This is a genomic window from Pseudomonas sp. 7-41, from assembly GCF_021233075.1.
Taxonomy (GTDB): domain Bacteria; phylum Pseudomonadota; class Gammaproteobacteria; order Pseudomonadales; family Pseudomonadaceae; genus Aquipseudomonas; species Aquipseudomonas veronii.
Genome location: NZ_CP089551.1, coordinates 3,756,317 through 3,775,864, shown reverse-complemented (window position 1 = coordinate 3,775,864; position 19,548 = coordinate 3,756,317). Strand labels below are relative to the sequence as shown.

Sequence of the window (19,548 nt, the reverse complement as noted above, 5' to 3'; positions counted from 1 at the left end):
AAAAAAACGCCCTGCAACCCTCCGTTGGAAACGGGGATTACACGGCGCCTTTGTCGTGAGTGGCAGTCTGCGTTGACTGCTTGGTATGCGTATTCCTAGCAAGTCACGCGCCAGGTTTTTCACAAGCCGCTGTGACGGGCCTGGTTGCCCCCAGCGCGGGCCCGTCACGCGCAGAAATGCACTTTTATGACGCCGGAGCGCACCAGTTGGAGGCACAACCAGCGGTGTCTGGCAGGGTTGAGCACCGTTTGCAGCCTTTGCGACGGGCATGGCGGCTGGTTGGCACAGAGCCTGCAAGCACACTGTACAACCCACCTCGGTCAACGACGATCGACAGGCCATACAGGTCATGGGCACCAGCGGTAGAACCGGCGAAGACGTCCGGATCGACCCCGCATCAGAACAGGCAAAGGCGCCTGGAACCGCAAGGTTTCAGGCGTTTTTTTTTGCTTTTTAAACCGTGATGAGCTTTGTCGGGTGCTTGATATGAATTCCACTCTCGCCAGTCTGAAACAGCTGAAAACCCTGATCGTCGTCGGCAATGGCATGGTCGGCCATCATTGTGTGGCGCAACTGATCGAGCGCGGCGCCCTGGAGCACTATCGCCTGCATGTGTTCAGCGAAGAGCCGATGCGTGCCTATGACCGCGTGCATTTGTCCGAATACTTCACTGGCCGTGATGCCGAGTCGCTGGCGTTGTCGCACGCTTCGCTGTACCAGACGCCGGGCGTGACCCTGCACCTGGGGGCGCCGGTACTGGAAATCGACCGCGCCCGCCGTGAGGTGATCACCGCCACAGGCAGCGTGGCGTATGACAAATTGGTCCTGGCGACCGGCTCTTATCCGTTTGTGCCGCCGATCGACGGCGCGCAAGGCGATTCGCGGCTGGTCTACCGCACCCTTGAAGACCTCGATGCCATCCGTGGCGCCGCCGCGAATGCGCGGCGTGGCGTGGTGGTCGGCGGTGGCCTGCTCGGCCTGGAAGCCGCCAACGCCCTGAAAAGCCTGGGCCTTGAAGCCCATGTGGTGGAGTTCGCGCCGCGCTTGATGCCGGTGCAACTGGATGACTTCGGCGGGCTGGCGCTCAAGGCGCAGATCGAGCGCCTGGGCGTGGGCGTGCATTTGTCTCGCGCCACCCAATCGATCAGCGCGGGCGAGCAGTACCGCTATCGCATGAACTTTGCCAATGACGAGTTTCTGGAAACCGACCTGATCGTGTTCTCCGCCGGCATCCGCGCCCAGGACGCACTGGCCCGCCAGGCCGGCCTGGAGATCGGCCCGCGCGGCGGGGTGGTGATCAATGATGAATGCCTGAGCAGCGACCCGGACATCTACGCGATCGGCGAGTGTGCGTCGTGGAACGGCAGCCTGTTCGGCCTGGTCGCGCCGGGTTATCAGATGGCCCGAGGGGTGGCCGCCCTGTTGTGCGGGCAGACCGCCGAGCCCTTTGTCGGCGCGGACATGTCGACCAAACTCAAACTGCTGGGGGTGGACGTGGGTTCCATCGGCGACGCCCATGCACACACCCCCGGTGCGCGCAGCTACCAGTTCATCGACGAGGCCAGCGCCAGCTACCGGCGCCTGGTGGTGGACGCCAGCGGCAAGCAGGTGATCGGCGCGGTGCTGGTCGGCGACAACAGCTACTACGACACCTTGCTGCAGTACATGCAGAACGGCATTGCGTTGCCATCCGAACCGGCCGGCCTGATCTTGCCGTCGTCCGCCGGCGCACCGAGCCTCGGCCCTGGCGCGTTGCCGGAGTCGGCCACCGTCTGCTCCTGCCATAACGTCACCAAAGGTTCGATTTGCGCGGCCATCGACAGCGGTTGCGCCGACCTTGGCCTGCTCAAGGCGCAGACCAAGGCCTGCACCGGTTGCGGCGGCTGCGCCGGTTTGCTCAAGCAGGTGTTCGAGCATGAACTGGTCGCCCGTGGCGTCAGCGTCGACAAGAGCTTGTGCGAACACTTCGCCTACACCCGCCAGGAGTTGTATGCCCTGGTACGCGTGGAAGGGGTGATCACCTTCGAAGAGTTGCTGGCCAAGCACGGCCGTGGCCACACCGGTTGCGATGTATGCAAACCGGCGGTGGGCTCGATCCTCGCATCGTGCTGGAACCAACCGATCATGGACGCCTCGCTGGTGCCGTTGCAGGACACCAACGACACGTTCATGGCCAATATGCAGAAGAACGGCACCTATTCGGTGGTGCCGCGTATTCCGGGCGGCGAAATCACCGCAGAAAAACTCATCGCCATCGGTGTGGTCGCGCAGAAATACCAGCTCTACACCAAGATCACCGGCGGCCAGCGTATCGACCTGTTTGGCGCGCAATTGCATGAGTTGCCGGACATCTGGGCCGAGCTGATCGACGCCGGGTTTGAAACCGGGCACGCCTACGGCAAATCCACGCGCACGGTGAAGTCGTGCGTCGGCAGCACCTGGTGCCGCTACGGTGTGCAGGACAGCGTGAAAATGGCGCTGCTGATCGAGGACCGCTACAAGGGCCTGCGTTCGCCGCACAAGCTCAAGTTCGCGGTGTCCGGCTGCACCCGCGAATGCGCCGAAGCGCAAAGCAAAGACGTCGGTGTGATCGCCACCGAGAAGGGCTGGAACCTCTACATCGCCGGTAACGGCGGCATGCGCCCACGCCACGCCGAGCTGTTCGCGACCGACCTGGATGACGCCACGCTGATCCGCTACATCGACCGCTTCCTGATGTTCTACATCCGCACGGCCGACAAATTGCAACGCACCTCGGTGTGGCGTGAAAGCCTGGAAGGCGGCCTGGATTTCCTCAAGGACGTGATCCTCGACGACAGCCTGGGCCTGGGCGCCGAACTCGAAGCGCAAATGCAACTGGTGGTCGACCGGTACGAATGCGAATGGGCCAATGCCCTCAAAGACCCGGAAAAACTCAAACGCTTCCGCACCTTCGTCAACGACAAACGCCCGGATCCGGACATCCATTTTGTCCACGAACGCGGCCAGCGCCGGCCGATCATGGCCGCCGAACTCAACCTGATTCCCGTCATCGAGGAGCTTGCCTGATGAGCCAGTCCAACACTTTGCGTAACCTTGCCACCTGGAAAAGCGTGTGCAGCGAAAGCGACCTGGTGAACAATTCCGGCGTGGTGGTGTGGTACGACGGCGCACAAGTCGCGCTGTTCTACCTGCCGGACGCGCCGGACCAGACCCTCTACGCCATCGACAACCATGACCCGGAATCCGGCGCGAACGTGATCGGCCGCGGGCTGGTCGGCAGTATCAAGGGCGATCTGGTGGTGGCTGCGCCGATCTACAAACAGCATTACCGTCTGGCGGACGGCCAATGCCTGGAGGCACCGCAGCAGCGCTTGCGGGTATGGCCGGTGCGGTTGAATGCGGGGGTGGTGGAGTTGGGGGTGAGTTGAGGCGAGGTCGGCCGAAGGCGCCCATCCTCCAGCTGCCTGCGGCATGTGGAGAATGGGCGCGTGCATATCCGCCGTCAGCGGTTGAAACGTTCAACCAGTGCGTATTGGGTGGACGCGGTGTGGGTCAGTTCCTTGCTCAGGTCCGCGGATTGATGGGCCTGGACCGACGTCTGGTCGGCCAGTTCGGCGATGGTGGTGATGTTGCGGCTGATCTCTTCGGCCACCGCGCTTTGTTCTTCGGTGGCGGCGGCGATCTGGGTGGTCATCTCGGTGATGTGGGACACCGCTTCGCTGATGCCGACCAGCGCCTGGTCGGCCTCAAGCACCCGGGCCACGCCTTCCTGCGCCTGGCGCTGGCCGTGTTCCATGCTTTGTACAGCGTTGCTGGACGATGCCTGGAGCTTGGTGATCAAGTCATGGATCTGGGTGGTGGAGTGCGACGTGCGTTGCGCCAATTGGCGGACTTCGTCGGCGACTACGGCAAAGCCGCGGCCCATATCCCCGGCACGCGCCGCCTCGATCGCGGCGTTGAGGGCCAGCAGGTTGGTCTGGTCGGCGATGCCTTTGATCACGTCGACGACAGTGCCGATTTCGTCGCTGTCGCGGGCCAACTGCGCCACGGTGACACCGGTTTCGCCGACCACGGCGGAGAGGCGCTCGATGGCTTCGCGGGTATCGCGGGCCACCTCGCGGCCACGCCCGGTCAGCACGTTGGCTTGCTGGGTAGCATCCGCGGTGCGCTGCACATGGCTGGCGACTTCCTGGGTGGTTGCGGCCATCTGGTTGACGGCGGCCGAGACCTGCTCGGTTTCGACGCGTTGACGGTCAAGGCCGGTCGAGCTGGCCGTGGCCAGTCGGTTGGATTGCCCGGCCAGCGCGTTGAGCTGCTCGGCACTGTCCTGCAGGCGGGTGAGGCAGGTCTTCAACCGGGCGTTCTGGCTGAGGAACGCGGTTTCCAGGCGACCCTGGGGGCCGTGTTCATCGCTGTACATCTGCGCAATCAGCGCATCCGAGGTCGACGGTTCGACGCCCGAAAGCAAGCGTAACGTTGCACGCCGACGCACCTGCGCGCCGATCATGCTCACGGGCACCGCAACGGCTACCGCCACGGCCATGGCCAGCGGCGCACTGAGGAACAGCCCGCCCACGGCACCGGCAAGCCCGGTGGCGACGTAGGGCACGCTGTCGAATAACGTCGACAGCCAACTGTCCCGGCGCGAAACCGCCGATTTGTCCTGGCTCAAACGCCGGTAAAGCGCCTGGGCACGTCGGATCTCATCGGCGCTCGGCTTGACCCGTACCGACTCGAAGCCCACCACGCGGCTGCCTTCGAAGATCGGTGTGACGTAAGCATTGACCCAATAATGGTCGCCGTTTTTCGAGCGATTCTTGACGATACCCATCCACGGCAGGCCTTGCTTGAGCGCGCACCACATATGGGAAAAAACGGCTGACGGGACGTCGGGATGGCGCACGATATTCTGCGGGGCGCCGATCAACTCGGCGCGTTCAAAACCGCTGATATCGACAAAAGCATCGTTGCAGTAAGTGATCATCCCTTTAACATCGGTTGCGGAGATGAGCTTCTGCGAAGGCGCGAGCGAAATCTCGCGCTGTGTCACGGGTTGGTTATTGCGCATTCGACTACTCCCAGAATTGCCTGTAGGACATCGGCACCCGTTCAGATAAGTTGAAGACTGTTTGTCTGACAATCTCAAACAGCAACATTGCAGCGGTCGAAATCAGGTATTCAGCCCTGTCAGTTGGCGGCCGAAACGCGAAAGCACAAGACTTCAAACGCAAATGCCGGATAATGGCGGCCAATTTGAAGTTCGCTATTTTGGTAATCCCGTATGGAAATTAAGGTTAACTTTCTCGACAACCTTCGACTTGAAGCCAAGTTCGATGACTTCACGGTGATCGCCGATCAACCGATTCGCTATAAAGGCGACGGGTCGGCGCCGGGGCCATTCGATTACTTCCTGGCTTCGTCGGCATTGTGTGCGGCGTACTTCGTGAAGTTGTACTGCGAGACACGCAATATCCCCACGGACAATATCCGGTTGTCGCAGAACAACATTGTCGACCCGGAAAACCGCTACAACCAGATTTTCAAGATCCAGGTGGAGTTGCCGGCAGATATCTCCGACAAGGATCGCCAAGGCATCCTGCGCTCCATTGACCGTTGCACGGTGAAGAAAGTGGTACAGGCCGGCCCTGAGTTCGTGATCGAAGAGGTGGAAAACCTCGACGCCGACGCCCAGGCCCTGTTGATGCCCAATTCCACTTCCGAGGCGGGCACCTACATCGTGGGCAAGGACCTGCCGCTGGAGCAGACCATCGCCAACATGTCGGGCATCCTGGCCGGCCTGGGCATGAAGATCGAGATCGCCTCGTGGCGCAATATCGTGCCGAACGTGTGGTCGCTGCATATCCGCGATGCCCATTCGCCGATGTGCTTCACCAACGGCAAGGGCGCGACCAAGGAAAGCGCTTTGGCCTCGGCGTTGGGCGAGTTCATCGAGCGCCTCAACTGCAACTTCTTCTATAACGATCAGTTCTGGGGCGAAGAACTGGCCAATGCGCCGTTCGTGCATTACCCGGACGAGCGCTGGTTCCAGCCTGGGCGCAAGGATGAACTGCCAGCGGAAATCCTCGACGCCTACTGCCTGAACATCTACAACCGCGACGGCGAGTTGCGTGGCTCGCACCTGTTCGACACCAACTCGGGCAATGAAGACCGCGGGATTGTGGCACTGCCGTTTGTGCGCCAGTCGGACGGCGAGGTGGTGTATTTCCCGTCCAACCTGATCGAAAACCTGTACCTGAGCAACGGCATGAGCGCCGGCAACACCCTGGCCGAAGCCCAGGTGCAGTGCCTGTCGGAGATCTTCGAGCGGGCGGTCAAGCGTGAAATCATCGAAGGTGAATTTGCCCTGCCGGATGTGCCGGCTGACGTGCTGGCCAAGTACCCGAGTATTCTGGCCGGGATCCAGGGGCTGGAAGCCCAGGGCTTCCCGGTGCTGGTCAAGGATGCCTCGCTGGGCGGCGAGTTCCCGGTGATGTGCGTGACCTTGATGAACCCGCGTACCGGCGGTGTGTTTGCCTCGTTCGGCGCGCACCCGAGCCTGGAAGTGGCACTGGAACGCAGCCTGACTGAATTACTCCAAGGCCGCAGTTTCGAAGGCCTGAACGATCTGCCGCAGCCGACGTTCGAAGGTCACGCGGTGACCGAGCCGAACAACTTCGTCGAGCACTTTATCGACTCCAGCGGCGTGGTCTCGTGGCGCTTCTTCAGTGCCCGCTCGGATTACGAATTCGTCGAGTGGGACTTCTCCGGCCAGGGCGAAAACTCCAACGCCGAAGAAGCCGCGACGCTGTTCGGCATTCTCGAGAACATGGGCAAGGAATCGTACATGGCGGTGTATGAGCACCTCGGTGCCACCGCCTGCCGCATCCTGGTGCCGGACTACTCGGAAATCTATCCGGTGGACGACCTGATCTGGGACAACACCAACAAAGCCCTGTTTTTCCGCGCCGACATCCTCAACCTGCATCGCCTGGATGACGCGCAACTCAAGGCCCTGGCCGAACGCCTGGTGGAAAGCGAACTGGACGACTACACCGATATCACTACCTTGATCGGCATCGAGTTCGACGACAACACCGCCTGGGGCCAACTGACCATCCTCGAATTGAAGCTGCTGATCTACCTCGCCCTGCAACAGTACGAGGAAGCGAAGGAAGCGGTGGAAATGTTCCTGCAGTACAACGACAACACCGTCGAGCGCGGCCTGTTCTACCAGGCGGTGAACGCGGTGCTGGAGATGGAACTGGATGAAGACCTGGAATTGGCGGACTACGAGGCCAACTTCCGGCGGATGTTCGGTAACGAGCGGATGGATGCGGTGATCGGCTCGGTCAACGGCAGCGTGCGCTTTTATGGGTTGACGCCGACCAGCATGAAGCTGGAAGGGCTGGACCGGCATCTGCGCTTGATCGAGAGCTATAAAAAACTGCACAGCGCGCGGGCCAACGTCACCCTGGCCTGACGCGGTACCCAGTGTGGGAGGGGGCAAGCCCCCTCCCACATTAGATATAGGCCAAGGCTTGCGCGAGGTCTGCGCGCAAGTCCTCCACATCTTCAACCCCCACCGACAACCGCACCAACCCATCGCCAATGCCCAATTGCGCCCGCGTCGCTGCCGGGATGCTGGCATGGGTCATGATCGCCGGGTGTTCGATCAGGCTTTCCACGCCGCCAAGGCTTTCGGCCAGGGCGAAGAGTTTGACGTGTTCCAGGAAACGCCTGGCGCCGGCCAGGTCGCTGTTCAATACCACCGAAATCATCCCGCCAAACCCGCGCATCTGCCGACGTGCCAGGGCGTGCTGGGGGTGCGAGACCAGGCCCGGGTAGTGAACCCGCGCCACCTGCGGTTGGTGTTCGAGCCAGCTCGCCAGGTCCAGTGCATTGCTGCAATGGCGCTCCATGCGCAGGGCCAGGGTTTTCACGCCGCGCAGGGTCAGGAAGGCGTCGAACGGCCCGGCGATGGCGCCGACCGAGTTCTGCAGGAAGCCCAGGCGCTCGGCCAGTTCGGGGTTGTCACCGACAATTGCGATGCCGCCGATCACGTCGGAGTGGCCATTGAGGTATTTGGTGGTGGAATGCACCACGATGTCGCAACCCAGCTCCAGCGGGCGCTGGATCCACGGGCTGGCGAAGGTGTTGTCGGCCACGCAGAGGATGCCGCGGGCGCGGCAGATGCGCGCGATGGCGCTGAGGTCGGTCAGGCTCAGCAGCGGGTTGCTGGGCGTCTCGACCCAGACCATGCGCGTGTCGTCCTGCAACGCGGCTTCAAACGCTTGCACATCGCTCAAGTCGACATAACTGAAACGATGCCCGGCGCTGCGTTGGCGCACCTTGTCGAACAGGCGGAAGGTGCCGCCATACAGGTCGTTGCCGGAGACGACATGGCTGCCGGCATCCAGCAACTCCAGCACGGTGGAAATCGCCGCCAGCCCCGAGGCAAAGGCAAACGCCTGGCGGCCGCCTTCCAGGTCGGCCACGCAGCGCTCCAGGGCGAACCGCGTGGGGTTGTGGGAGCGGCCATAGTCGAAGCCCTTGTGTACGCCGGGGCTGTCTTGCCGGTAGGTGGAATTGGCGTAGATCGGCGGCATCAGCGCGCCGGTGGTCGGGTCGGGGGATTGCCCGGCGTGGATCACACGGGTGGCAAACGCGCTTTTATCGGGCTGACTCATGCAAGGGATCTCCGCAGGTGATTGAGCAGGTCGACACGGGTGATCAGGCCATGGAAGCCCGACGCGTCGGCGATGATGGCGACCAGGCCGCGATCCAGCTCCGCCTGCAACTCGGCGAGGCTGGCGCTGGGGTCGAGGGTGTGCAGGGTTTCGGTCATGGCGCTGGCGACGATCATGGAAAAGTCCGCGGCGTCGTGGTGCAGGCCCAGCAGGATGTCGGATTCGTCGATCACACCCACCAGTGCCTGGCCATTCACCAGCACCGGCAATTGCGAGACATCGGCCAGGCGCATGCGCTGGAAGGCGGTGAGCAGGGTGTCGTCGGGGCTGACGCTGATCACGCGGCCGTCTTCAAAGCGCCGGGCGATCAGGTCGCGCAGGTCGCCGTAGTGCTTGTAGTGCAGCAAGCCCGCGTCGCTCATCCATTGGTCGTTGTAGACCTTCGACAGGTAGCGCGTGCCGGTGTCGCAGACGAAGCTGACCACGCGCTTGGGCGCGGTCTGTGCGCGGCAGTAGCGCAAGGCTGCGGCGAGCAGGGTGCCGGTGGACGAGCCGCCGAGAATGCCTTCGGCCTTGAGCAACTGGCGGGCGTGGTCGAAGCTCTCTTCATCGCTGATGGAATAGGCGTGGCGCACGCTGGACAGGTCGGCAATCGAGGGGACGAAGTCTTCGCCGATGCCTTCCACGGCCCAGGAACCCGGGGTGACCAGGGTGCCACTGCGGCTGTACTCGGCCATCACCGAACCGACGGGGTCGGCCAGCACCATCTCCAGCGCCGGCTGCACCCGCTTGAAGAAGCGCGTCAGCCCGGTGAGCGTGCCGGCCGAACCGACACCGACCACAATCGCGTCGAGGTCATGCTCGGTCTGCGCCCAGAGCTCCGGCGCGGTGCTGGTTTCGTGGGCGAGCGGGTTGGCCGGGTTATTGAACTGGTCGGCGAAGAACGAGCCCGGGATGTCCTTGGCCAGGCGCGCGGCCACGTCCTGATAGTACTCGGGGTGGCCCTTGCCGACATCGGAGCGGGTGATATGCACTTCGGCGCCCATGGCCTTGAGGTGCAGCACCTTTTCGGTGGACATCTTGTCGGGCACCACCAGCACCACCCGGTAGCCTTTCGCCCGGCCCACCAGCGCCAGGCCCAGCCCGGTGTTGCCGGCGGTGGCTTCGACAATCGTGCCGCCGACGCGCAGACGGCCGTCGCGCTCGGCGGCGTCGATCATGGCCAGGCCGATGCGATCCTTGATCGAGCCGCCGGGGTTTTGCGATTCGAGCTTGAGAAACAGCGTGCAGGGGCCGGTGTCGAAGCGGCTGATCCGCACCAGCGGAGTGTTGCCGATCAGTTCAAGCACGGCGGGGCGGGCAAGCGTGGGCATGTCGTCACCTGGGTGTAGGGTGGGGGGACAGCAAACGGCAAAGCGTGGCTTGGAACATAGGCCGCTATTGCACGGGTCGCAACTGCGCGGTCGGCCGGCTGTCTTTTTTTGGCGCATGAGCGAAGGCTCGGTGCGCCATCGGTGGGCAGTCTTGCCGCGCCGCCTGGGCGCGAACCCGCGCAATCGTTGGGTGTGCGCAGCTGGCCTGGGGTTTGCTAGAAACAAATCCAAACTTGGATACAAGATGGAGACCCTTATGCAGAGTGTTATCGGCTGGACCCTCGGCGAATGGCGTGAGGCCTATCGCAACGGGACGATCACCCCGGACATCGTGCTGACCCTGGCCGCGCAACACGCCGCCGCCGACAACGCCTGGATCGCGCGCGCGCGGCCTGAACAACTGACGGCGCAGTTGGCGCAATTGAGCGAGCGGCTGGCGGCGGTCGGTGGCGATATGACCCAGTTGCCGTTGTATGGCGTGCCGTTTGCGATCAAGGACAACATCGACGCGGCCGGTTGGGAGACCACGGCGGCGTGTCCGGAATTTGCCTACGCCCCGGCGTCGGATGCGAGCGTCGTCGCCAAGCTGCGTGCGGCCGGTGCGATCCTGATGGGCAAGACCAACCTCGATCAGTTCGCCACCGGCCTGGTGGGCACCCGCTCGCCGTATGGCGCGGTGGCCAACAGCTTCAATCCGGCGTATGTCAGCGGCGGTTCCAGCTCCGGTTCCGCTTCGGTGGTCGCCCGGGGTTTGGTGGCGTTCTCCCTGGGCACCGACACCGCCGGCTCCGGTCGGGTGCCGGCGGGGTTCAACAACATCGTCGGGTTAAAACCCAGCAAAGGCCGCCTGTCCAATACCGGCCTGGTGCCTGCGTGCCGCACGGTGGATTGCATCTCGGTGTTTGCCCTGACCGTGGAAGACGCTGAATCCGTGGCGCAAGTGGCCGAAGGCTACGACGCGAGCGACGCCTATTCCCGCGCCAACCCCCATACCGCGCCGGTGGCGGTGGGGCGTGCGATCAAACTCGCCATTCCGGCGACCCTGGAGTTCTTCGGCGATACCCAGAACCAGGCCGTATTCGAGCAGGCCGTCGAGCGCTTCAAGGCGTTGGGTGCGCAGATCACCCCGGTGGATTTCAGCCCGTTCAAGGCGCTGGCGGACCAGTTGTATTTCGGCCCATGGGTCGCCGAGCGCACGGTCGCCCTGCACAGCATGCTTGAACAGCAGCCGGACGCGATCAACCCGGTGGTGCGGGGCATCGTCGAAAACGGGCTTGAGTACAGCGCCTGCGACGCCTACAAAGCCGAATACCTGCGCGCCGACCTGAGCCGGCGCATCAACGACACGCTGGCGGGCTTCGACGCATTGCTGGTGCCGACCTCGCCGACGATTCGCACCCAGGCCGAGATGGCGCTGGAGCCGGTGCGCTACAACTCGCAATTCGGCTATTACACCAACTTCACCAACCTGGCGGACCTGTGCGCGCTGGCGCTGCCCGCCGGCTTGCGCGCAGATGGCTTGCCCAGCGGCATCACCTTGTTGGCGCCGGCCTGGCACGACACGGCCCTGGCCCACTTGGGCAAGCGCTGGCAAGCCGGCCTCGGCCTGCCGCTGGGCGCCACTGCGCGCGAGTTGCCCGCACCGGCCGCACCAACCCCCGCGCCCGGCAGCGTGCGCCTGGCGGTGGTCGGCGCACACCTGAGCGGCATGCCGCTGAATTTCCAACTGACCACGCGCAATGCGGTGCTGGTGGAGCAAACGCTGACCGCCGACAGCTATCGACTCTACGCGCTACCGGGCACCGTGCCGCCCAAGCCTGGGCTGGCCAGGGCGGACAGTGGCCGCTCGATCATCGTCGAGCTGTGGGACATGCCCATCGCCCGCTTTGGCGAGTTCGTCGCCGAAGTCCCCGCACCGCTGGGCATTGGCAACCTGAGCCTGACCGACGGGCGCAGCGTCAAAGGCTTTATCTGCGAACCCTGGGCCCTGGCCGATGCGCTCGACATCACCGAATTCGGCGGCTGGCGCGCCTTTATCGCGAGCCGGGGCTAAGCATGCCGGGCTCAACCCTGAAAAATCCCAAGGCGCGCCCCGACAGCCTGGCCGAACGCATCTACGCGCAGCTCAAGGCGGATATCTTCGACTTTCGCCTGCTGCCGGGCGACCGCTTCAGCGAAGGCGAAGTGGCCGAGCGCATGAACGTCAGTCGCACCCCGGTGCGTCAGGCGCTCTATCGTCTGGAGAAGGAAGGTTACCTGGAGGTGTACTTCCGCAGTGGCTGGCAGGTGAAACCGTTCGACTTCACCTACTTCGAAGAGCTGTATGACCTGCGGATCATTCTGGAACTGGCGGCGGTCAACCGTTTATGCCTGATGGATGAACCGCGCCCTGCGCTGTTGCAAGGGTTACAGGCGATCTGGCAGGTGGAGGAGGGCGAACGCCAGCAGGACACCCAGGAGGTGTCCGCGCTGGACGAGCGCTTTCACTGCGCCCTGGTGGAAGCCACCGGCAACCGCGAAATGGCGCGCATGCACTACGCCATTACGGAAAAAATCCGCATCATCCGCCGGCTCGACTTTACCCAGGCATCGCGGATCGCAGCGACCTACGAAGAACACGCGCAGATACTCGACGCTATCCTGCAACGGCGCGGTGAAGAGGCGCAGCAGCTGCTCAAGCGGCATATTGAACTGAGCAAGCAGCAGGTGCGCAACATCACGTTGCACCGGTTGCAGGTGGCGCGGGACACTCAATCAACCGGCTTCACAGCAACGCTTGCAGACGGCTGACGGTGGCATCGCCGGCCCGCTGCATCGGTGCGCGCAATTCACTGCCGATCAGCCCCTGCAAGGCCAGCGCCGCCTTGACCGGTGCCGGGTTGGGCTCCATAAACAACGTATCGATCAACGGCAGCAACTGGAAAAACGTCTGCCGCGCCTCGCTCAACTGGTTATCCCGCACCTGCTGCCACAGCGCCACGAACTGCTCGGTGTGTACATGTGCCGACGCTGCGATCGCCCCAGTGGCGCCAAGGCACAACGCGTTAAAGATCTGGATGTCCTCGCCACACAGCACATCCACCGCCCCACTGGCCAGCAGCGCCAGGGTATTGCCCAGGTTGCCGCCACAGTCCTTGACCGCGACGATGCGCGGATGGGCGACGATGTTCAGCAGCGTCGCCTGTTCGAAGGTCGCGCCGGTGCGATAGGGAATGTCATAGAGAATGATCGGCACACCGGAGGCATCGGCCACCGTGCGGAAGAACGCTTCAAGGCCGCTCTGGGACGGACGGATATAGCTGGGCGCCGGCACCAACAGCCCGGCCACCGGGCGTTTGAGGATTTCGCCCTGGAACTGCAACAGTTCAATCTGGTTATATCCCGCCAGGCCCATCACCACGCGGTGCGCCGGCATCCACTGCAACACCGCATCCAGCACCGCCAGTTGTTCCTGGCGGCTCAACGCTGCGGCTTCGCCCGTGGTGGTGCAGACCATGATCCCGGCCACGTGCTTTTCCAGCAGATGCTCAACCAGCCGGCGCAAGCCGATAAAGTCGATGGCGCCGTCCTGAAACGGCGTGACCACGGGAACCCAGATACCTTGAAACGCTGACATGCACTCTCTCCTGATGATTGACCGATTAAGTCACCGTCAGAAGGGCAGAAGGAATTGTGCAAGGGCAGGGTGTCCGTCGCGCTCAATGTCCTGTCAGCTCATCTGACGGGACAGCGCGCCCCGGTCACATGAGCGACTGTTTCTTCGATTTGAGGGCGCGCGCAACGCAACCTTGCGCCTTGGCGATCAAGCCAATGACGGAAAGGTTAACGAAAGACGTTGCAAGCATGAGCTGACACACCCTGAATGAGGGCTCCATCTTCAGGGGGTGTGAGTAAATGTGTCAAGCCCTGCGTAGTTACCGGCAGGTTGCACGGCCCAGGCACTTGAACAGTGCCTGGGCGGTGAAACGATCGTTGTCGGTCAGGGATTAGCCACTGCGGCCTCAATCGCGGCAATGTCGATCTTGGTCATGGTCATCATCGCCTCGAAGGCTCGCTTGGCCGTCGCCGGGTCGGCATGGGTCACGGCGGCCGACAACACACGCGGCGTGATCTGCCACGACAGGCCCCACTTGTCCTTGCACCAACCGCAGGCACTGGCCTGGCCACCGTTGTCGATGATGGCGTTCCACAGCCGATCAGTCTCGGCCTGGTCATCGGTAGCCACCTGAAAGGAAAACGCCTCGGTGTGCGGGAATGCCGGACCACCATTCAGGCCGAGACACGGGATGCCCAGCACGGTGAACTCGACGGTCAGAATGTCGCCCTGTTTACCTGCGGGATAATCCCCCGGCGCGCGGTGTAACGCTTTCACCGCACTGTCCGGGAAGGTCTTGGCATAAAACGTCGCAGCGTCCAGGGCGGTGCCGTTGTACCAGAGGCACAGGGTGTTTTTGTTGTTCATGTTCGGTCTCCACGGTGAATGGGTGTGTGGAGTTTAGATCAGGGTGAAGGGCGGATGCGGTGTTGCGAACCGAGTACCGCGGCTTCGCCGACAGAGGCCGCATACAAAATCAGCATGCTGGGGCCAGCAACACCCACGACTCTCTCAAGCAGATCGTCAAGGACGAAGAACGCGCAGATGAGCAAAACGTCTGCGCGCGCCCAACGCCACCGTCACGAACCAAGTCGCTCGTTGACAGGCGCATGCTGCGCCATCAGCTGCGCGACCCAATCGATGAACACGCGCACCTTGATGCTGATATGCCGGTTCGGCGGAAATGCCACGTAGATCGGCATCGGATCGAGACGCCAGTCCTTGAACAGGGGCACCAATTCGCCGCGTGCTTCGTAGGTCGTGGACATGTACTTGGGCAGCCAAAGCACACCCAGCCCGGCCAGGCCGGCCGCGAGGTAGGCGTTGCCATCGTCGACTGCCAGCGCATAGCGGCCTTTGACCTGGAGGCTCTCAGCGTGGTTGCGCATGGAGTAGGGCAGGGCTTTACCGGTGCGCGCCCACAAGAAGCCGACGATACGGTGTTGCGAATCTTCCAGCTCCCGCGGATGCGCGGGGATACCGACGCGGGCCAGGTAGCTCGGTGCGGCGAAAACGCCAAGCTGGAGGTCGCCAACCTTCCGGGCCATCAGCGACTGATCCTTTATCTCGCCGCCGCGCACCACGCAATCGATGTTCTCACCGATCATATCCACGATCCGGTCGCTGACGCCCATGTCGATCTGGATGTCCGGGTAGCGCAGGTAAAACTCGGGCAATGCGGGGACTAGAATCATGCTGGCCAGCGGGCTTGGCACATCCACTCGTAATCGCCCCCTGGGCAGTGTCGAGGCGCCGGACAGGCTGGTCTCGGCGTCGTCCATGTCGGCCAGCAGCCGTAACACTCGCTCGTAATAGACTGCACCGTCGGCCGTGACGTTGACTTTGCGCGTGGTGCGGTTAAGCAATTTAACCCGCAACCGTGCCTCCAACTGCTGTACCAGTTGTGTCACGGTGGTCTTGCTCATGTGCAGTGTTTCGGCCGCTTTGGTGAAGCTGCCAGCTTCCACCACGCGAGCAAACGCCTGCATCGCATCAAAACGGTCCATTGCTAACCCCCGCTCTCGATTGGATTGTTTGGATTTTACAAACAGTGCTGGCTAAGGTTGCGTGTTTATCGCCCAGGTACAAGTCCATACAGTCTCTGCATCGTTAGTTCCGGGTCGGCTTTGACCCATTGATGGAGGCACCTATGACGCAGCGTGATGTTGTTTTTCCACCTGGACGCCAGGCGCTTTACGAGCGCAATCGCTATTCGCCGGCGATCAAGTCCAATGGTTTTTTATTTGTGTCGGGGCAAGTCGGCAGTCGCGAAGACGGCTCGCCCGAACCCGATCTGGAGGCCCAGGTCCGACGCGCGTTCACCAACCTGAATGCAATCCTGGTCGCTGCCGGTTGCACCTTCGACGATGTGATTGACGTCACCGTCTTCATCGTCGATCCCGAGTCGACGTTCGAGACGATCTGGAAGGTTGTGCCGGAGTTCTGGGGCCGGGCGCCACACCCGACGCTGACCGGCGTGGGTGTCACGTGGCTGTATGGTTACCAGTTCGAGATCAAGGTGATTGCCAAGCTGCCGGAAGGCACCGGGGGATGATCTGGCCAGTGATTACGCAAGGGCGCGGTACCGAAAGCGGTTCATCCTGAACCGTTGGGCTGTGACAGCGCGCACGTCACACTGCCGCAGTTGCAAGTGTTCTGGAACGCCAGGCAAAAGCCAACACCATCAGCAGCCCCAGCCCCGCCATTGCTGCCCCGGCCAGGGAAATCGCCGGATAACCCAGCCCGGCATTGATCACCGCTCCGCCCAGTGCCGCACCAATCGCGTTGCCTAAGTTGAAGGCGCCGATGTTCACCGCCGAGGCCAGATTGGGCGCGTCCTTGGCCGCTTCCATGACGCGCATCTGCAGCGGCGGCACCAGGGCGAAGCTGGCGATACCCCATATCAGGATGGCAACGGCGGCCGGCAGCGGCCAACGCATCAGTACGGTGAACGCGAGCAAGACGAGAATGAGCACGCTCAGCGAAACGATCAGGGTGCGATCTATCGAGCGGTCGGCGGCCTTGCCGCCCCACATGTTGCCCAGCGTCAACCCCACACCGAACAGCACCAGCATGGCGGTGATGTAGGCGGTGGACGCGTGGGTCTCGCTGCTGAGGATCGGCGCGATGTAGGTGAAGACGGTAAACATTGCCCCCGAGCCGACGACAGTGAGGGCCAGCGCCCCCAGCACCGGGCCACGGCCCAATACCCGAATTTCGGCCAGTACACCGCCGCTTTGCGGCGCCGGCAGGTTGGGCAGGGCGAACCATAACGCAGCCATGGCCACCACACCGAGGCCGGTAATCCCCCAGAATGCGCTGCGCCAGCCGAACAGTTCGCCGAACCAGGCGGCCAGCGGCACACCGCCGATGGTCGCCAGGGTCAGGCCCATGAACATGGCCGCAACCGCTCCGGCACGTTTCTGCGGGGCAACCACGCTGGCGGCGACGATGGCGCCGACGCCAAAGAACGCGCCGTGGTTCAGTGAGGTCACCACCCTGGCGACCATGAGGCTGTAGTAATCGGTCGCCAGGGCTGACATCAGATTCCCCAGGGTGAAAATCGCCATGAGTCCGATCAGCAGATAGCGCCGTGGAATCCTGCCGGTGGTCAGGGTCATCAGCGGCGCGCCGAGCAGTACGCCCAGGGCGTATGCACTGACCAACAGACCTGCGGCGGGAATGGAAACACCGAGATCCGCCGCGATGCCCGGCAACATGCCCATGGGGGCGAACTCGGTAACGCCGATGCCAAAGGCACCCATGGCGAGTGCGACAAGTGGTGGATTGATACGCATGGAAGGCTCCTTATCTATGCCGCCAATGCTACGATTCAGCCTTTTCAGGCGGTAGATAGCATTTTTGGCAATCACCTTTGCGTAAGGGGCACAAATGGACTTCAACGGCAGATCGGGTGAAATGGGCGTGTTCGTCAGCGTGGCGCAGGAAGGCAGCCTGTCGGCCGCCGCGCGGACATTGGGGCTGACACCCTCGGCGGTCAGTCGGATCATCGCCCGTACTGAACAGCGTCTTGGTACTCGGCTGCTGTTGCGCACCACCCGATCGCTCACCTTCACCGCCGAGGGCGAGGCGTTCCTGCGCGGCGCCCGGCGCATCCTGGCCGACATGGCCGAGGTCGAAGAAGCCATCGCCGACCAGGGCGTCCCAAGGGGGCGATTGCGCGTCAGCGCCGCGCTTGGTCATGGGCGGCTGGCGATCGTGCCCTTGGTGGCGGCATTCAGCGCGCGCTACCCGAACATCGTCGTCGACCTCACCCTCGGCGACGAAGTGGTCGACATTCTCGGCGGCCAGGCCGACGTGGCGGTACGCTTTGGTTATCTGCCCGACAGCCCGCTGACCGCACGCAGGATCGGCGCCACCGGCCAGGTAGTGGTGGCATCGCCCGCGTATCTGCAGCGCCACGGCATCCCCCTGGAACCGGAGGATCTACTGCGGCACAACTGCCTACGCTTCAACTTCCGACGTGCCGAACCCAACTGGCCATTCATCCGCGACGGAAAAGCGTTTTCCCTGAAGGTCAGCGGCAACATCGAATGCAGCAGTGGCGAAGCGCTGGCCCAACTCGCGCGAGTAGGTGCCGGCATTGCGCGTATCGGCGAATTCAGCGTGAGCGAGGACCTGCAGCGTGGCGATCTGATACCGCTGCTGGAAACCTGGAACCCCGGCGACGAGGAACCGATTCATGCGGTGTTCGTGGGTGGCTCGGCAATGCCGGCGCGGGTGCGGTTGTTCGTGGACTTCCTGCTGGAATATCATCGGATGTAGGTGCTGGCGTTAGCTGATCCTTGCGGGTACTCGCGCGATGCTGTTTGCATTAAGCAAATAGTGACCAACACCCGAATCCAAACTCATTCGAGTGCTAATAGAATGTTGCGCAGCAGCTGACGAAGTACCGAACATGAATTGTATTCGACCGCCGAGCAATAAACTTATTGGCTCGGAAGTGGTCGTTTTGGGTGAAGTGCCGGGGCCAACTGCGAAGCACTGTTTTAGCTGCGCTTAAGCGTGACTTTGTTGTCCGATTCACTCACTATCTTATAGTTGCCTCTTAACTTTTTTAACACACTAAGGCTTCTCACCGAAACGGCCATGGATATAGCCGCCGAAGTTGCTGCGGCCCCTAGAACGCTGAGGGCTCCGCCTGACCCGGCAACCGCTGCGAAGCCAGCAACCGGTGTGGCAACACCACCCGTACCGACGGTGGCTATGACGCCATAAAAGACTATGCATATAGAACCAATGGCCACAGCCCATGCAACCGTGCCGGTAGCCTTTATCCGAATGGTTTTTTTTGCAAGATCGCCTTCAATCACGATGGTGTCTTCATTGCGGTTTACCGCGTCGGCTAGTTCTTTCTCTGTCGTTACGCTCATTGCTTGTCCTTCGTTTTTTTATTACCGGCAATAATGAACCCGATGATTAAAAAAAGAATAATGATCGGTGGAAAAGCTACGCACAAAGCAATTGCGCCAAGTAGCAGCAGCCCGCCGATTATCACCCCTACCATTTCCCCTAAAAGTGGAAGCAATAGCTTGAACATAACGACGGCTAAAATAATTCCGGCTATTACGACAATAATCATGTGCGGCCTTATGTGGGTTGTGTTGGTTTTTAGAATATGTTTGTCGGGTCTGCACTAAAGGCCGTACCCCGGAATGATCCGGAAAGCGTCGATTGAGCATCCATGTCCGTCGCGTGAGTTGCTGATCTTCCAGTTTGAAATCCCATCGCGATCCTGCGTACTTTGCTTGTCTGATACTTGGTTGGGCTTCTAAAATCCCCCTTCGCACGCTCAGGTTGTCGGCTGTCGCCCACCATTCTTTAGTTTTAAGGCATCCCTGCCAGTCATTCCCAATCCCCTCAATGATTAATGATCTGCACTTCGCGGTAC

16 protein-coding genes and 1 pseudogene are annotated in these 19,548 nt (G+C 62.2%); 7 read left to right on the top strand and 10 right to left on the bottom strand.

Annotated features, from left to right (window positions below; genetic code table 11):
• Window positions 1-486 precede the first annotated feature (486 nt).
• Together nirB and nirD are read left to right on the top strand one after the other, a co-directional pair.
• Window positions 487-3,048 carry a nitrite reductase large subunit NirB gene (gene nirB / locus LQ249_RS16855; protein ID WP_017846423.1) on the top strand — a complete coding sequence of 854 codons (2,562 nt, stop codon included), beginning with the start codon at window positions 487-489 and terminating at the stop codon, window positions 3,046-3,048.
• Entirely contained in the window at window positions 3,048-3,410 is a 363-nt protein-coding gene (gene nirD, locus LQ249_RS16850) for a nitrite reductase small subunit NirD (RefSeq protein WP_017846422.1), read from the top strand. Before nirB ends, nirD begins: the two co-directional genes overlap by 1 nt.
• Window positions 3,411-3,484: 74 nt before the next feature.
• Here nirD and LQ249_RS16845 read toward each other — a convergent pair whose 3' ends face one another.
• Both LQ249_RS16845 and LQ249_RS31810 read right to left on the bottom strand, forming a co-directional pair.
• Window positions 3,485-4,525, bottom strand: a complete 1,041-nt coding sequence (locus LQ249_RS16845) for a methyl-accepting chemotaxis protein (RefSeq protein WP_411221045.1) — start codon at window positions 4,523-4,525, stop codon at window positions 3,485-3,487.
• A 252-nt stretch (window positions 4,526-4,777) separates the two neighbouring features.
• A pseudogene (locus LQ249_RS31810) lies at window positions 4,778-4,966 on the bottom strand (PAS domain-containing protein); the annotation flags it as partial.
• A gap of 297 nt (window positions 4,967-5,263) precedes the next feature.
• Between LQ249_RS31810 and LQ249_RS16840 the strand changes: the two are divergent.
• On the top strand, window positions 5,264-7,462 hold the full coding sequence (locus LQ249_RS16840) for an OsmC domain/YcaO domain-containing protein (protein ID WP_126588531.1): 2,199 nt from the start codon (window positions 5,264-5,266) through the stop codon (window positions 7,460-7,462).
• Between the two features lie 40 nt (window positions 7,463-7,502).
• Here the strand turns inward: LQ249_RS16840 and LQ249_RS16835 are convergent, their stop codons facing one another.
• Together LQ249_RS16835 and LQ249_RS16830 are read right to left on the bottom strand one after the other, a co-directional pair.
• On the bottom strand, window positions 7,503-8,669 hold the full coding sequence (locus LQ249_RS16835) for a cystathionine gamma-synthase (protein WP_057004614.1): 1,167 nt from the start codon (window positions 8,667-8,669) through the stop codon (window positions 7,503-7,505).
• Window positions 8,666-10,042: a pyridoxal-phosphate dependent enzyme gene (locus tag LQ249_RS16830; protein WP_057004613.1), complete on the bottom strand. Its 1,377-nt coding sequence runs from the start codon at window positions 10,040-10,042 to the stop codon at window positions 8,666-8,668. The genes LQ249_RS16835 and LQ249_RS16830 overlap by 4 nt, the downstream gene beginning before the upstream one ends.
• Before the next feature lie 256 nt (window positions 10,043-10,298).
• Here LQ249_RS16830 and atzF point away from each other — a divergent pair, with 256 nt between their 5' ends.
• Both atzF and LQ249_RS16820 read left to right on the top strand, forming a co-directional pair.
• A complete protein-coding gene (gene atzF / locus LQ249_RS16825; RefSeq protein ID WP_079443982.1) occupies window positions 10,299-12,095 on the top strand; it encodes an allophanate hydrolase in 1,797 nt (598 codons plus the stop codon).
• A 2-nt stretch (window positions 12,096-12,097) separates the two neighbouring features.
• A complete protein-coding gene (locus tag LQ249_RS16820) occupies window positions 12,098-12,832 on the top strand; it encodes a GntR family transcriptional regulator (RefSeq protein ID WP_057004611.1) in 735 nt (244 codons plus the stop codon).
• Here the strand turns inward: LQ249_RS16820 and dapA are convergent.
• The 3 genes from dapA to LQ249_RS16805 form a co-directional block, all read right to left on the bottom strand.
• Window positions 12,807-13,658 (bottom strand): 4-hydroxy-tetrahydrodipicolinate synthase, encoded by an 852-nt coding sequence (gene dapA / locus LQ249_RS16815; protein WP_232565686.1) that lies wholly within the window; start codon window positions 13,656-13,658, stop codon window positions 12,807-12,809. The genes LQ249_RS16820 and dapA overlap by 26 nt on opposite strands.
• Window positions 13,659-14,021: 363 nt before the next feature.
• Window positions 14,022-14,504 carry a VOC family protein gene (locus LQ249_RS16810; RefSeq protein WP_017846413.1) on the bottom strand — a complete coding sequence of 161 codons (483 nt, stop codon included), beginning with the start codon at window positions 14,502-14,504 and terminating at the stop codon, window positions 14,022-14,024.
• A 212-nt stretch (window positions 14,505-14,716) separates the two neighbouring features.
• Window positions 14,717-15,643 (bottom strand): LysR family transcriptional regulator, encoded by a 927-nt coding sequence (locus LQ249_RS16805; protein ID WP_232565685.1) that lies wholly within the window; start codon window positions 15,641-15,643, stop codon window positions 14,717-14,719.
• A gap of 143 nt (window positions 15,644-15,786) precedes the next feature.
• Between LQ249_RS16805 and LQ249_RS16800 the strand changes: the two genes are divergently transcribed.
• A complete protein-coding gene (locus tag LQ249_RS16800) occupies window positions 15,787-16,191 on the top strand; it encodes a RidA family protein (protein WP_079443979.1) in 405 nt (134 codons plus the stop codon).
• A gap of 76 nt (window positions 16,192-16,267) precedes the next feature.
• Here LQ249_RS16800 and LQ249_RS16795 read toward each other — a convergent pair whose 3' ends face one another.
• Window positions 16,268-17,434, bottom strand: a complete 1,167-nt coding sequence (locus tag LQ249_RS16795) for an MFS transporter (RefSeq protein WP_017846410.1) — start codon at window positions 17,432-17,434, stop codon at window positions 16,268-16,270.
• Between the two features lie 94 nt (window positions 17,435-17,528).
• On the opposite strand from LQ249_RS16795, the gene LQ249_RS16790 reads away from it, so the two are divergent.
• Window positions 17,529-18,422, top strand: coding sequence for a LysR family transcriptional regulator (locus LQ249_RS16790; protein WP_169865290.1), 894 nt, complete (start codon window positions 17,529-17,531; stop codon window positions 18,420-18,422).
• A gap of 224 nt (window positions 18,423-18,646) precedes the next feature.
• Here the strand turns inward: LQ249_RS16790 and LQ249_RS16785 are convergent, their stop codons facing one another.
• Both LQ249_RS16785 and LQ249_RS16780 read right to left on the bottom strand, forming a co-directional pair.
• Window positions 18,647-19,030 (bottom strand): hypothetical protein, encoded by a 384-nt coding sequence (locus tag LQ249_RS16785; protein WP_046486046.1) that lies wholly within the window; start codon window positions 19,028-19,030, stop codon window positions 18,647-18,649.
• The gene (locus LQ249_RS16780) at window positions 19,027-19,239 is read right to left on the bottom strand and encodes a hypothetical protein (RefSeq protein ID WP_046486048.1); all 213 of its coding nucleotides are present in this window, start codon (window positions 19,237-19,239) and stop codon (window positions 19,027-19,029) included. Before LQ249_RS16780 ends, LQ249_RS16785 begins: the two co-directional genes overlap by 4 nt.
• Window positions 19,240-19,548: the final 309 nt, after the last annotated feature.